At 46.7% G+C, this 13,200-nt stretch carries 15 protein-coding genes; 1 reads left to right on the top strand and 14 read right to left on the bottom strand.

Annotated elements, in window-relative coordinates:
- Positions 1-203: 203 nt before the first annotated feature.
- The 7 genes from QVE09_RS07655 to rplS all read right to left on the bottom strand — a co-directional run bounded on the left by QVE09_RS07655 (position 204) and on the right by rplS (position 6,367).
- Positions 204-602 (bottom strand): YraN family protein, encoded by a 399-nt coding sequence (locus tag QVE09_RS07655; RefSeq protein WP_315936339.1) that lies wholly within the window; start codon positions 600-602, stop codon positions 204-206.
- Complete coding sequence (locus QVE09_RS07660) at positions 596-907, bottom strand: EscU/YscU/HrcU family type III secretion system export apparatus switch protein (RefSeq protein ID WP_315936340.1); 312 nt, start codon at positions 905-907, stop codon at positions 596-598. Before QVE09_RS07660 ends, QVE09_RS07655 begins: the two co-directional genes overlap by 7 nt.
- Positions 904-2,961, bottom strand: coding sequence for a DNA ligase (locus QVE09_RS07665; RefSeq protein ID WP_315936341.1), 2,058 nt, complete (start codon positions 2,959-2,961; stop codon positions 904-906). The genes QVE09_RS07660 and QVE09_RS07665 overlap by 4 nt, the downstream gene beginning before the upstream one ends.
- 29 nt (positions 2,962-2,990) lie before the next feature.
- A complete protein-coding gene (locus QVE09_RS07670) occupies positions 2,991-3,692 on the bottom strand; it encodes a ribonuclease HII (protein WP_315936342.1) in 702 nt (233 codons plus the stop codon).
- Positions 3,693-4,152: 460 nt separating this feature from the next.
- Entirely contained in the window at positions 4,153-5,016 is an 864-nt protein-coding gene (gene ylqF / locus QVE09_RS07675; RefSeq protein ID WP_036670353.1) for a ribosome biogenesis GTPase YlqF, read from the bottom strand.
- 30 nt (positions 5,017-5,046) lie between these two features.
- Positions 5,047-5,667 carry a signal peptidase I gene (gene lepB, locus QVE09_RS07680; RefSeq protein ID WP_047842465.1) on the bottom strand — a complete coding sequence of 207 codons (621 nt, stop codon included), beginning with the start codon at positions 5,665-5,667 and terminating at the stop codon, positions 5,047-5,049.
- A gap of 358 nt (positions 5,668-6,025) precedes the next feature.
- A complete protein-coding gene (gene rplS, locus QVE09_RS07685) occupies positions 6,026-6,367 on the bottom strand; it encodes a 50S ribosomal protein L19 (protein ID WP_024630190.1) in 342 nt (113 codons plus the stop codon).
- A gap of 351 nt (positions 6,368-6,718) precedes the next feature.
- On the opposite strand from rplS, the gene QVE09_RS07690 reads away from it, so the two are divergent.
- Complete coding sequence (locus QVE09_RS07690) at positions 6,719-7,684, top strand: polysaccharide deacetylase family protein (protein WP_315936343.1); 966 nt, start codon at positions 6,719-6,721, stop codon at positions 7,682-7,684.
- Between the two features lie 3 nt (positions 7,685-7,687).
- Here QVE09_RS07690 and QVE09_RS07695 read toward each other — a convergent pair whose 3' ends face one another.
- The 7 genes from QVE09_RS07695 to ffh form a co-directional block, all read right to left on the bottom strand.
- A complete protein-coding gene (locus QVE09_RS07695) occupies positions 7,688-8,935 on the bottom strand; it encodes a hypothetical protein (RefSeq protein ID WP_315936344.1) in 1,248 nt (415 codons plus the stop codon).
- A gap of 153 nt (positions 8,936-9,088) precedes the next feature.
- Positions 9,089-9,463, bottom strand: coding sequence for a VOC family protein (locus QVE09_RS07700; protein ID WP_315936345.1), 375 nt, complete (start codon positions 9,461-9,463; stop codon positions 9,089-9,091).
- A 187-nt stretch (positions 9,464-9,650) separates the two neighbouring features.
- Positions 9,651-10,418 carry a tRNA (guanosine(37)-N1)-methyltransferase TrmD gene (trmD, locus tag QVE09_RS07705; RefSeq protein WP_315936346.1) on the bottom strand — a complete coding sequence of 256 codons (768 nt, stop codon included), beginning with the start codon at positions 10,416-10,418 and terminating at the stop codon, positions 9,651-9,653.
- A 1-nt stretch (position 10,419) separates the two neighbouring features.
- The gene (rimM, locus tag QVE09_RS07710; protein ID WP_091031941.1) at positions 10,420-10,932 is read right to left on the bottom strand and encodes a ribosome maturation factor RimM; all 513 of its coding nucleotides are present in this window, start codon (positions 10,930-10,932) and stop codon (positions 10,420-10,422) included.
- A gap of 301 nt (positions 10,933-11,233) precedes the next feature.
- Positions 11,234-11,464, bottom strand: coding sequence for a KH domain-containing protein (locus tag QVE09_RS07715; protein WP_024630185.1), 231 nt, complete (start codon positions 11,462-11,464; stop codon positions 11,234-11,236).
- Positions 11,465-11,487: 23 nt separating this feature from the next.
- Positions 11,488-11,760: a 30S ribosomal protein S16 gene (gene rpsP / locus QVE09_RS07720; RefSeq protein WP_017689219.1), complete on the bottom strand. Its 273-nt coding sequence runs from the start codon at positions 11,758-11,760 to the stop codon at positions 11,488-11,490.
- 53 nt (positions 11,761-11,813) lie between these two features.
- Positions 11,814-13,190, bottom strand: a complete 1,377-nt coding sequence (gene ffh, locus QVE09_RS07725; RefSeq protein WP_062833767.1) for a signal recognition particle protein — start codon at positions 13,188-13,190, stop codon at positions 11,814-11,816.
- Positions 13,191-13,200: the final 10 nt, after the last annotated feature.

Here is a 13,200-nt window from a genome sequence, read left to right on the forward strand (position 1 = left end):
TTTGTGATTTCATAGTTAAATCAAAAAAACCGTAGCTCCTGTATGGCAAGGAACTGCGGCTTTATTATAGTAACTAATTTCAAAACTAAAACAAATGCAAAGATAAGACATAATTAAATTTGTACTTTGAAATAACTTATGGATTCATATCAAAATGTTACACTTCGTATCTCCCGATACATCAACGACTTTGAGTGTAATTCTTAAAAAGCATTAATAATATGATTCACAGAGACAGTCTCTCCTGCTCGGTCAAGCATTACGGCAATTACATCAAAACGGATCTGAAATTCCGTCTCTCCCGTCATTTGCAAATAAACGGATGCGGTTGAACGTACCTGCTGCATTTTACGCATATCAACCGATTCCTGAGGTGTACCGTACTGAGCGGCTCCACTTCTGCTTCTCACTTCTACGAAGACAATCAGCCCCTCGCAGGAAGCAATGATGTCAATTTCACCGCTACGGCAACGCCAGTTCTGTCTAATGATCCGATAATCATTCTCTCGCAACCATTGACAGGCAGCCTCTTCACCTAATCGGCCCTTCTGCTGTCGTGTGAGCTTCATTCCCGGCTCCTGGCCCAATCTACGTTCTACCATGACTCATGTTCCTCGCGTCCTGAGGCCATTCGATCTGCACGGTAGACATACGTTAGCACCTCCGCGACCAGTTGATACAGTTCAGCTGGAATCTGTTCATCCAGATCCAACTTAGAGAGCACCTCCACAAGTGCTGCATCCTCCTGAACAGCCACACCGTTTTCTCTGGCTTTATCCAAAATGGCTTCTGCCACTTTGCCGCGCCCCTTGGCTACAACAACAGGTGCTTCGCTCTCTCCAGGAACATATTTTAGGGCAACCGCCTTTTTGGAGAGCAGGTCCGGTTGTGACGACTCGTCTTTCATACCTTCAAGTCCACCCCTTTGTATCGTTCAGGACTATAGTCCGAGGCCCTCGTTTTTCGTTCCGCTCCCGCTTCCTGACCTACAGGCCACGGTTCCGCCTTGAAGGTCAGCAGTTGATAGCCCAACTTGTCCAATGCCTGATGGATTACCTCTCGTCCACTCTCCAGGAGCGGCCCCATTCCTTCGCGATCATTTAATACACGCAGACTGACAATGTTATTAACCACATGGACATCTACCAGAGTAGGCCCCAGACTTTTCATGTCCAGATCGAACCACAGACGGCAGTTGGACGCATCCAGCTCTCCACGTGGTCCACGACGTGACTGAATCTGAACAGACGCCGTTTCTTCCCCGTCCGGTCCGGTGATCGGAATAAACCAGTGCATCTGTGCAAATGTAGCACTGCGATCTGTCGTCAGCAATAACTGCTGCCCTGTCAGATATTGCACAGCCTGTCCCGCGGCATCCTTGAGCGCCGCTGGTGCACCTTCGCTGCTGGCAAGCTGCAGCAGCAAGCCCTTCAGCGTGTCCGTATTCGCCGGACTCGCCGCATCCCCCACGCGCGGCTGCGCTGCCGCGCCGTGAACGGCCTGCTGCTCGTGCTCCGCACCGAGCAGCTTCAGTACGCGCCCCACCCACGGGTCCCCCTCGTGGGTGACAGGCGCGTGCACTGCAGCAGCTCCCGCAGGTGCTGCGGCACTACCGCCAGCCGGCGGCGCATCAGCGCCGGCTGGCAACGGCTGCGGCACGCCTCCGGCAGCCGCAGCCGCCTGGCCGCCCTGCGATGCAGGGGCGGCCTGTGCTGCCGCACCAGGCTGTACCGGTGCGGCAGTGGACGCGCTGCGCAGGGCGTCCAGCAGCGCCAGCAGCTTGGGCGCCAGCTGCGCTGCCGTAGGCGCTGCTGGCGCCGCCTGGCCTGCTGCGGACGGCGTCCCCGCAGCAGCAGGCGTTTCAGCGCGGCCGTCAGTCCGGCCGACCGCTCCTGCTTCAGGCTGGCCTGCACTTGCACGGCCAGCCACAGATTCTGCGGCCACCCCTGGTGTACCCGGGCGGCTCCCAGCTTGGCCCGCGTCAGCCCCGCGCGGGCTCTCTCCAGGTATTCCGGTTCCAGACGGAATACCTGAGCCCCCTTTGCCAGCCGTTTCAACATTGCTGGCAACTGCCTTCGTCGCGGCTTCAGCATTTCCTGCGCCTCCACCGGTCTGCAAGTTTCCTTTCACCGCAGTACCTGCATCCTCTGTCCCGCCATCCGTCATGGATATAGACCCTGCTAATGCCGCTTGTCCTTGTTGCGTTGACAAAGCAGGTGTTGCGGTCCCAGTCACCTGACGACCATTGCCTAATGCAGCCAATCCTTCTTCCGTCTGTGATGCATTGGGTAATACAGGTGCGCCAGCCACGACTGCTGGTTTCAACGTAGCAGATTGTTCTCCAGGCAATAGCGGTTTACCTGTTGTTTGAGTCAGCATCGTTTCCAACTGATCAGCCAACCCGCTTAATAACTGGTGCAAAGGGGGGCCAAACACCGTCTGGTGTAATCCTTTTACTGTTTCCGCCGTAACCGGAAGGCCACGCTGAAAAGCAATCCCTGTCGCCTGCACCCATTCTTCCACAGGGACCTGTGCAGGTTTGGCAGTCATCATATTCTGGACCATAGCCACATTATCCTTCGTGAGCGGCACTCCGCTACGCTGCATGGCAAGCAACAGTTCCCGGTTCCCTTTTGTATCCGGCAGTCCTACATCCTTAAGCAGGTTGTTCAGCGAAGCTTGTGGCAGTTCAGCAAGTGTACCCGACATTGGCTTCATAACCGTTATGCCATTTTCACCTGGAGGTTGCACTTGAAGCAACGTGGTCTCACCCGGACGGAGTGGAGTCTCCAACTTGGCGCGCACCTGCACACCTTGAATCTGCAGAACTGCTTCTCCCCCATCATCGGATACACTAACGACGGAGCCACGAACCACCTGACCTTCCTTTAATTCAAGCGGTTTGGCATTGCCGGGCTTACTGTCTCCCATTAACCCCTTTATCATGGAACCGATATTCAAATCTCTCCCCTCCTTTCTTCAAACCTGTGTTAAAACAAAGATTGCTGCTCTCCAAGCAGATTGCCCAGAAAACTGCGCCGATGCATCGGGGTTGCCCCCAACGCCATAATTTGCTCCCGATGAACTTTTGTTGCATATCCTTTATGTATCGACAAACCATATTCCGGATATAACGTATCCCATTCTTCCTTACATAGTCGATCTCGCGTTACCTTGGCAATAATAGATGCCGCTGCGATCGATTGACTATTAGCGTCACCTTTAATGATGGACAGTTGAGGTACATTCACATCCACCTTCTCGGCATCCACCAGCATATAATCAGGAGTTTCTCCCAATGCTTCAACAGCACGTTTCATCGCGAGTCTCGCAGCCTGCTTGATGTTAAGCCGATCAATCGTCTCTGCATCTGCGTACCCGACACCTACCGCCAGCGCTTTTTCCATAATGACGTCATACAGTGCATCACGTTTTTTCTCCGTTAATTTCTTGGAGTCATTCACGCCTTCCAGGATGAGATCCTTCGGTAAAATAACCGCGGCTGCGACAACATCCCCAAACAAACATCCCCGCCCTACCTCATCAATACCAGCAATACGTTCAAATCCACTGTCCCAATACTCCCGCTCATAGAGCAACAGGTCTCGAGGTTCACTGGCTTCTTTTTTCTTCTTTGGTCCAATCGGGGTATCCAGTAGATTCAACCCGATTTCTTCATTTTTTTCAACCATAAAGCTCATCTCCTCTACCCACACTTTTTCAGCATGCGTATCACTTACAACTTTTTTTTATAATATAGACGTAGATCCTCTGTCTTTGTTCTGTACAACCTGTCTCTCTCAGCAAAACTTTTCCATGAGGTTTACAATAATAAAGATAGTGATGTCTTCATTTATCGGTATTTGATGGTTTAAATTGAATATATCAGACCTCGTGTATTCTAATTTGCACCACCATTCATCATAGCACGATTCAGACGCACCTGATATATAGGTCAGCCAATTCCATAAAGCGTACTGTTCATCAATCCTCTTCCATTTTATCGTTTTCGACGTATATTCCATCTCTACTTCCGCGTTTGTATACACAAAAAACGACCGCTCCCGGTAATCCGGTAACGGCCGCTTCTTTCGGCACTTGTATATATGAAATGAACAGATAATGATCTTCATCGTGTAAAGTCCATTTTTTTTAATAGGGAGCTTCCATAGAAAAACGTCCCATTTTACCCGCTCGCAGTTCACGCAGAAATGCTCGTGATGCCTTTTCCAGGTCAATGCGCCCACCGCTTACAACACAACCACGGATACGGCCGACTTGTTCCATAATCGCAATAACACTGTCTGAATCATCAGCATCCTTGGAGAACTCCTGAAGTCCGTATCTCTCTTCCAGAGCGTCCCAGTAATAACGCATCAGGTAACTGATTCCAAAAAAGGCGATATCCTCTGCATTCAGAATTTCCTCTTTGATTGCACCAGTTACGGCAAGACGATAACCTACATTCTGATCTTCGAACTTAGGCCACAGAATACCCGGAGTATCCAATAACTCCATTTCTTTGCCTACCTTGATCCACTGTTGCCCCTTCGTCACACCAGGACGATCTCCTGTTAACGCAATACTCCGTCCAGCCAGTCGGTTAATCAGTGTTGATTTACCTACATTGGGAATCCCTACGATCAACCCGCGAACCGCACGAGGATTAATCCCTTTAGCAATTTGACGGTCAATTTTTTCTTTAAGAAGAAGCTTGGCCTGCACGGGAATATCTTTAACATTGGTTCCCGTCGAAGCATCTACAGGAAAAGCGGTAATTCCTTCTTTTTTGAAATATTCAATCCACTCTTGCGTCACTTTAGCATCTGCCAAATCCGATTTGTTCAACAAAATCATCCGGGGTTTATCCAGCAATATTTCGTCAATCATCGGATTACGGCTGGAGACAGGCAGACGGGCATCCAATAGTTCGATGACCACGTCGATGAGCTTTAACTTATCCTGAATCTGGCGTCTGGCTCGAGTCATATGACCTGGAAACCATTGTATCGTCAACTTGTCTTCACCTCATTATTTACTTCTATTTCAGTGGTTGATCCACTTAATCTCACCGATCGGCCAGAAAATAACATCTGCACGACCAATAATATCTTTTAACGAAACATAACCGATCATACGGCTGTCTGTACTATTTGGACGGTTGTCTCCCATGACAAACACATGACCTGCCGGCACTTTGCCATCAGGGAACTGTTCATTCGGGAAATCCTTCACGTTATAGGTTCCACCATTTGCTTCAGCTGCATCAATGGCTCCTTGAATATATGTTTCATCAACCTTTTTACCGTTAACCATCACGGTATCGTCTTGAACCTCAACGGTATCACCTTCTACAGCAATAACACGCTTAATGAAATCTCGACCTTCTGATGGTACGTGGAAGACGATAACTTCACCGCGCTTCGGTTCTCTGATATCATATAAGATTTCGTTGACGATCACACGTTCACCCGTTTCAAAGTTCGGCTGCATGGACGGACCGTCCACAACAAACGGTTTGAAGAGCAACCACCGAATCAGAATGACGAGAACTAATGCGATAACAATGGCTTTAAGCCATTCAACAATTTCATTTTTGGCTTTTTTAGATCGACTGTTTTTCTCTTCGGCAGGATTGCCCTGGTCATGTTGAACTTCTTGTTCCATTCAAGATCTTCCTCTCTTCACAGTACATGTTTATAGCAGTACACACATCCAGCATTTTGTATCGTTCCAATAACTCAATGGATGGATACAAAACATATCACATCAGTTATGTAATCTTACACCAAGCATTACAGTACATTTAATCCACAATTCAAATGCCTTCAAGAGGTTGTTCAAAAAGTCGGTACTGAAACCGGTCTTTTGAACACGCACTTCAATAACTGATTTTACAAGCCTCCCGGACTATTCACCGCATGTGTTGCCATACCATTTTACTCGGAAGTGTACCTCCGGTTCAACTTTTCCCGGACAAAAACGAAAAGGGCTTGTCTCCAAGCCCTTCCCGGTATCCGTTATATTAACGAATTTCTTTAATTCTCGCTGCTTTACCGCGTAGTTCACGAAGATAATAAAGCTTCGCACGACGAACTTTACCACGGCGAGCCACTTCGATTCTATCGATTTTAGGGGAATGAAGCGGGAAAGCTCTTTCCACACCTACACCGTAAGAAATTTTACGAACTGTAAAAGTCTCACTGATTCCACCACCACGGCGTTTAATCACAACACCTTCGAACAATTGGATACGCTCACGAGTTCCCTCGATTACCTTAACGTGCACTTTCAAAGTGTCACCAGGACGAAAACTCGGAATATCCTTACGAAGTTGTTCTTGTGTAATCGCTTGAACGATATTCATCTATGACTCCCTCCTTCCGTACAGGCGTTCATACTTCTTCCAGAGATCACCTTGTCTCCTTCATTATCCATAGAGGACCGCCGTATTCCACATAACAGACTTATTGTATCACGCAGCATATCAAAACACAAGAGAAATTAAACAAAATGCCTATTGATCAATCAGCAACGCTGATACTCACCCATCACATGTTGACTTCATTCTAAAATACATTCTCCCATATGGACCGTGAATCAACGCTCTCATCCGCAAGTCAACCTGATACAGGAAAAAATACTGTAACTTCCCGTGTAGAAATATCGTCTATGATATAACTTATTGAACCACTTTAAAAGGAGAACCCTGAGACTTATGAAATATTGGAAAAAGATCACACTGGTTTTACTCGTCATGCTCACATGCTCCATTACACTGTATGCATATGCCGTAACCCATCCAACGAATGCACTGTCACACAAAGCCTGCACATCCTGGGACATCGTTAAACGCAAAGCATTCCAGCTGTCACACACTGATTTTTCCAGCCCATCTGCGCTGGATCGTTCTACCTTCAAGATTGAACAAGGTACCGCTACAGAAGTTCCTGTACTGATGTATCATTACATAGAGCCCAAACTGAATAATCACGAGACAGGTAACAAATCCATCATTAATCTGGAGGATTTCGAGCAAAATATGAAATACCTGCACGATGAAGGCTACCATACGATTACACTGGATCAGCTTGAGCAATATGTTAGCGGGAAGATTTCCCTGCCACAAAAAGCTATTGTGATTACCTTTGATGATGGATACCAGAACAATTATACATTAGCTTACCCTGTGCTTAAGAAATATAATTTCCACGCCTCGCTGTTTGTCATAGGCAGTAAAATTCAGGATCAACCTTCGGAATTTGACCCTGCCAAAAAAAGTTTCATCTCCAAGCCAGAGATGCAGGCGGCAACTGACGTATTTGAATTTAACAGCCATACCTATAACCTGCATCACAAGGGATTTATGCGCTGTGGTAACAGTGTGCCTGTCGGTCTGGACACCAGTCTTCTGGATGATGATATCCAGCATATGAAGCAAACCGGAATAGACACACCTTATCTGGCCTATCCTTTTGGTTATACCAGTACACAGATGATCTACAAGTTACAGCAACATGGATATCGCATGGCCTTTACCGTAAAGTCTGGATTTGTGCATCCAGGAGATCACCCCATGAAGCTGCCTCGCTTGACGGTCACGACAGGTACTGATTTGGCAACCTTGCTTCAACCCGAATCCAGTCCGCAGAGCGGATTACCTGCATCGGAGAATGACCAGTGAAACCTAAACTTTAACTTCACCGCCCGGATACAGAGTCGAGCTATACAGCCTTTTAAGCTGTGGCTTGGCTCTTTTTGCATCAGTAAGTGATAATGTCATCGGAGAACTGGAATAAATCACTGCTTCCTCTGCGTCATAGATGATGATCTGTTCATGTCCGGTCTGAACCAGATCTGCATGTACCACATATCCCTCTTTTGGGAATTCAGTAACCGTTTTCATATTTCCATCTACCAAAGAAGGCAACACATCTCCACCTCGGCGATACGCCAAAATATAATCGAGTCCACCTTCATCCCAGTTACATACAGGCTCTATAATGGTTAACCAGCCACGAGTCGTGCGATTTTCTTTCCATATTTCTTGCCCTGCACTATCCAGCATGAACATCCCATCCTTACCATTCTCATCCCCCCGGACAATCCGGTCCAGACCCGCAATCTGTAAACCTTCCATTCCAGTACAAAAATGACCTAACGCAATATGCTGTGATTCAATCGAATCTTCATAACGCCACTTCTCATTACCGTAGCGGTCCATCATGACCGTGACACTCCCACCGATAACAACCTCAACTTCCCCATCACCGTCAACGTCTCCAAACCATATACAGTCAGCATGATCATCGAGATTATGACAAGACCATAATAACGTGCCATCATGATCCAGCATGTCATATCCGGCCATCACTTCATCTTTCCCATCTCCATCGATATCATATACCCATGGAAAATGTCCCGGATTCCCTTCATGCATCCATAACAAATTAAAATCATGGTCGAGTGCCCATAACGTCTTATAGCGGTCTTTCAGAATAATGTCCATTCTCTGCTGGTTACCCGTCAGGTTGGCGAGAATAATGCAGTCATGTGCTTCATCACCTGGCAGATCACGTGTTTCTTTGATCTCTCCGGTCCGGCCATCCAACACGAGAAATTGTTTGTCCATGACACACAATACTTCATTATTTCCATCTCCATCCCAATCGGCGATCTGAGCGGGATAGTCTGAACCCGGACCACCTGCATCGGGATCAGGAGTTCCAACCTGCCAGAGTAATGTTCCTTGCAGATCAAACGCAGTCAAACAACATACCTGATGTGGGACATACCGATCGTCTATACCCCCATCTGCCTGTACCAGCAACATTTCAAGTCTGCCATCCCCGTTTAGATCTCCCAAAAGCATTTTGCAGCGTTCTCCGGCTTCGCTAATATCTACTCTGGCCATTTCATAAGGCTGATTGCTCATCATCTTCCTCCTCAGCTTATCGTTGTTATTCAAATCCAGCTGAGTTCACCATAAATAAAACCCCAGTTTTTCACAACCCTATTATGTGGTCATGCAAAAATGTTCAAAGCTGCAAAAAAGTGCCTACGTAATTAAACAATTTAAACAAATCATTTAAACCCACTCTAAAAACTCAAGACGATTGCCAAAAGGATCATTTATATAGAAACGTCTTACACCTTCATCTGCCCTTGCTTCGTCATCGACAATATGAATATGGTTATGAATCAGATGATCACGCAACTGATCCAAATGCTGTACATGAAATGCCGGATGAGCTTTTGTAGCGGGAACAAAATCTTTTTGTACGCCAATATGCACATGGTGTCTGCCACACTCGAACCATACACCACCCCGTTTTTTCAGAATTTCAGGTTTGGCAATCTCCATCCAGCCCAACACGTTATTGAAAAAATGACGTGCCTTCGCTTCACAACCTTCTGATGCTGCGAGCTGAATATGATCAAGACCAATAATATTGTAAGTCATTCATACACCGCCTTTTGTTTCACTTAATGAAACTTAGTTTTAAAATATACCTCCATTTTATAGAATAACCCAATGAATATCCAGCTTTATTTACAAAAAATATAATAAAAGCCAACCTTTGGTATCAAGGTTGGCTTTTTCAAACTCTCTAAAAAGATATATTTACGTGTTTATACGATACATATACTTACTTTGTGCTATGTTTACGATCTGAGCGTATCTTTTTCAGCCAAATTCGTTCTTTCTCCGTCAAGTCGGCCGTTTCCAACATCTCCGGTCTGCGGTCCAGTGTACGAAGCAACGACTGTTCCCTGCGCCACGCCTCAATGTTAAGGTGATGTCCAGACAACAGCATATCCGGTACTTTCATGCCCCTAAACTCGGGTGGACGGGTGTAGTGTGGGTATTCGAGGAGTCCAGTACTGAATGAATCCGTCACCGCACTTGTCTCATTGCCAAGCACACCGGGAATTAGGCGTACGATGCTGTCAATCGCAACCATAGCAGGTAACTCCCCACCAGTGAGTACGTAATCACCAATGGATAGTTCATCCGTTACGAGAAATTCGCGGATTCGCTCATCGTAACCTTCATAATGTCCACATATAAAAATCAGATGATCTTCCTGTACAAGTTCTTCTGCTTTTTTCTGTGTAAACGTCTCACCTTGCGGACACATTAGAATGATACGCGGAGCTTTCATCGATGCCGCAGCTTCTCCGCGTTGCTCCAGAACATCTTCTACAGCAGCAAAAATCGGATCTGGTTTTAATACCATACCCCCACCCCCACCGTAAGGAGCATCATCGACCGTATTATGTTTATTGGTCGCATAATTTCGGAAGTTGGTTGCACCGAGGGATACGAGACCCTTCGTTTGAGCTTTGCCCAGAATGCTTGCTCCGAACACACCGTCAAACATCTCCGGGAATAGCGTTAATACATCCACTTTCATGTTACAGCAGCCCTTCCATCAGGTGAATCTTCACTTGCTTCTGTTCGATGTCCACATCAAGTACTACATCATCAATAACGGGAATCAGCACCTCTTTGCCCGCTGGCGTTTTAACAACCCACACATCATTGGCACCCGGCGTCAAAATTTCAGAGATGGTTCCGAGCGTTTCACCCTCTTCGGTGATGACCGAACACCCAACGATTTGATGGAAGTAGTATTCACCTTCGTCCAGCTCAGCCAGGTTCTCTTTTAACACTTTGGCCATGCCGCCTTTAAACTTTTCTACTTCATTAATATTGCCGTACTCTTTCAGACGAAGAATATACATATTTTTATGCAAACGTGAAGATTCCACGTTAACCATGACGGGATGATTATCGGGTGTAAAGAAAAACAACTCTGCATTTTTCGCGAAACGCACTTCTGGGAAATCAGTTAAAGGCATGATTCTCACCTCACCACGAATTCCATGCGTATTGACGATTTTACCTACATTCATAAACTCTGCCATATTTCCTCCTACGAAATTAAATCAAACTAAACAGCTACTTCGACTCTCATACGGTCGTTCCGGCGACGATTCGTTCTTTCGATCGCTGTTACCCCCTCATTTTTCGAACTTACTTTAAAAGGTGAAAATGAGGTGATAAAGGCGAACGCTAACGCTTCTCCAGAATCGATCCCGTCCCCTGCACTGCTCCGAAGTCACTCATACCCCAAAATATTTTAATTCAATATCTAATTCAACATATTAAGTTCAGCATGCACGAAAAGGGGCTAGGACATGCATCCTAACCCCCTTTCGTATATCTTTAAGATATGATATCAACGGTAACCCGTTTATCCATCTTAACTGCTGCTGATGTGACGACCGTACGAAGTGATTTCGCGATTCGTCCCTGTTTACCAATTACCTTCCCGACATCGTCAGGATGAACGGTTAACTCATAAACGACAAGCCGGTCTTTCTCAACCGTCCGAACCGCCACATCTTCCGGATGATCGACTAAAGCCTTAGCAATTATGCTTACTAATTCTTCCATAGATGACCCTCCGAATCAGCACTTTATTTAGATAATTTAGACTCGTGGAACTTCTTCATCACGCCCGCTTTGCTAAGCAAGTTGCGGACAGTGTCAGATGCTTGTGCACCGTTTTGAAGCCATGCCAATGCTTTATCTTCATCGATCTTAACAACAGCCGGTTGTTCAACCGGGTTGTAGTAACCGATCTCCTCGATAAAACGACCGTCACGTGGGGAACGGGAATCCGATACCACTACGCGGTAGAAAGGAGCTTTGTGAGCACCCATACGTTTCAGACGAATACGAACTGCCATTTGAAAATTCACCTCCTTCAATGAAATCTGTATATGATCCAGCTTCGCTTAAATCAACGGAAAGGAAACTTCATTCCTTTACCCATACCTTTAAGCTGCTTCATCGCTTTATTTTTACCGCCTTTAGGTCCCATCATATCCGAGAACTGTTTCATCATGCGGCGCATCTCATCAAACTGTTTGATCAGACGATTAACTTCAGCCAGAGATGTTCCGCTTCCGGTAGCAATACGCTTCCGGCGGCTATGGTTGATCATGTCCGGGTTGCGTTTCTCTTCGGTCGTCATTGAGTAAACGATCGCTTCGATCCGGCCCATCTGTTTATCATCAACCTTCAGGTCCTTGGCTTGTTTCATCTTGCCCATGCCGGGGATCATATCCATGATCTGATCGATTGGTCCCAGCTTTTTCACCTGATCCATCTGCTCCAGGAAATCTTCAAACGTGAATTCTGCATTACGCATCTTCCGTTCCATTTCCTTGGCTTTATCGGTATCAATGTTTAATTGTGCTTTCTCAATCAGAGATAACATATCACCCATACCGAGGATCCGTGAAGCCATACGTTCCGGGTGGAACGGCTCCAAAGCGTCAAGTTTCTCTCCAAGGGAAGCAAACTTGATTGGACAACCCGTAACTGCTTTGACAGAAAGCGCAGCACCACCACGAGTATCTCCATCCAGCTTCGTCAGGACAACACCTGTCAGATTAAGCTGCTGGTTAAAGTGTTCTGCTACGTTAACCGCATCCTGACCCGTCATGCTGTCTACGACAAGCAGTACTTCATCCGGATTCACTACGCTGTGAATCTGGCGAAGTTCTTCCATCAGTTCTTCGTCAACATGCAGACGTCCAGCTGTATCGATAATAACATAGTCATTACCGTTATCTTTGGCATGTTGAAGACCTTGACGTGCGATCTCAACAGGGCTTGTCTGATCTCCCAGTGTGAATACCGGCGCTTTGATCTGCTCGCCAAGTACTTGCAACTGTTTGATCGCTGCCGGACGATAAATATCTCCTGCAACAAGCAATGGTCTGCTGTTTTGCTTTTGCAACATTTTAGCCAGTTTACCCGATGTGGTTGTTTTACCAGCACCCTGCAAACCAACCATCATCAGCACCGTAGGCGGTTTGTTCGCTTTAGCCAGTTTCGCTTGGCTTCCACCCATCAAATCCGTTAGTTCCTTGTTAACGATGTCGATGATGACCATTCCTGGCGTGAAGCTCTCCATCACTTCTTTGCCAACAGCCTTCTCTTTCACCTTGGCGATGAATTCCTTGACCACTTTGAAGTTTACATCCGCTTCGAGCAATGCCAGACGTACCTCGCGCATAGCCTCGGCTACATCTTCATCAGACACCTTGCCTTTGCCGCGCAGCTTGCTGAACACATTCTGTAATCGGGTCGTTAATCCTTCAAATGCCATGATCCCACCT

It is taken from the genome of Paenibacillus sp. ClWae2A (genome assembly GCF_032452295.1).
Taxonomy (GTDB): Bacteria; Bacillota; Bacilli; order Paenibacillales; family Paenibacillaceae; genus Paenibacillus.

Coding starts and splice junctions, on each gene's coding strand:
- QVE09_RS07660 (WP_315936340.1), bottom strand. CDS start 907: ATGAAAGACGAGTCGTCACAACCGGACCTGCTCTCCAAAAAGGCGGTT.
- rplS (WP_024630190.1), bottom strand. CDS start 6,367: ATGAATATCGTTCAAGCGATTACACAAGAACAACTTCGTAAGGATATT.
- QVE09_RS07715 (WP_024630185.1), bottom strand. CDS start 11,464: ATGGAAGAATTAGTAAGCATAATTGCTAAGGCTTTAGTCGATCATCCG.
- QVE09_RS07655 (WP_315936339.1), bottom strand. CDS start 602: ATGGTAGAACGTAGATTGGGCCAGGAGCCGGGAATGAAGCTCACACGA.
- QVE09_RS07700 (WP_315936345.1), bottom strand. CDS start 9,463: ATGACTTACAATATTATTGGTCTTGATCATATTCAGCTCGCAGCATCA.
- rpsP (WP_017689219.1), bottom strand. CDS start 11,760: ATGGCAGTTCGTATTCGTCTGAAACGTATGGGTGCTCACAAAGCTCCT.
- rimM (WP_091031941.1), bottom strand. CDS start 10,932: ATGGCAGAGTTTATGAATGTAGGTAAAATCGTCAATACGCATGGAATT.
- trmD (WP_315936346.1), bottom strand. CDS start 10,418: ATGAAAGTGGATGTATTAACGCTATTCCCGGAGATGTTTGACGGTGTG.
- ffh (WP_062833767.1), bottom strand. CDS start 13,190: ATGGCATTTGAAGGATTAACGACCCGATTACAGAATGTGTTCAGCAAG.
- QVE09_RS07670 (WP_315936342.1), bottom strand. CDS start 3,692: ATGGTTGAAAAAAATGAAGAAATCGGGTTGAATCTACTGGATACCCCG.
- lepB (WP_047842465.1), bottom strand. CDS start 5,667: ATGGAACAAGAAGTTCAACATGACCAGGGCAATCCTGCCGAAGAGAAA.
- QVE09_RS07690 (WP_315936343.1), top strand. CDS start 6,719: ATGAAATATTGGAAAAAGATCACACTGGTTTTACTCGTCATGCTCACA.
- QVE09_RS07695 (WP_315936344.1), bottom strand. CDS start 8,935: ATGAGCAATCAGCCTTATGAAATGGCCAGAGTAGATATTAGCGAAGCC.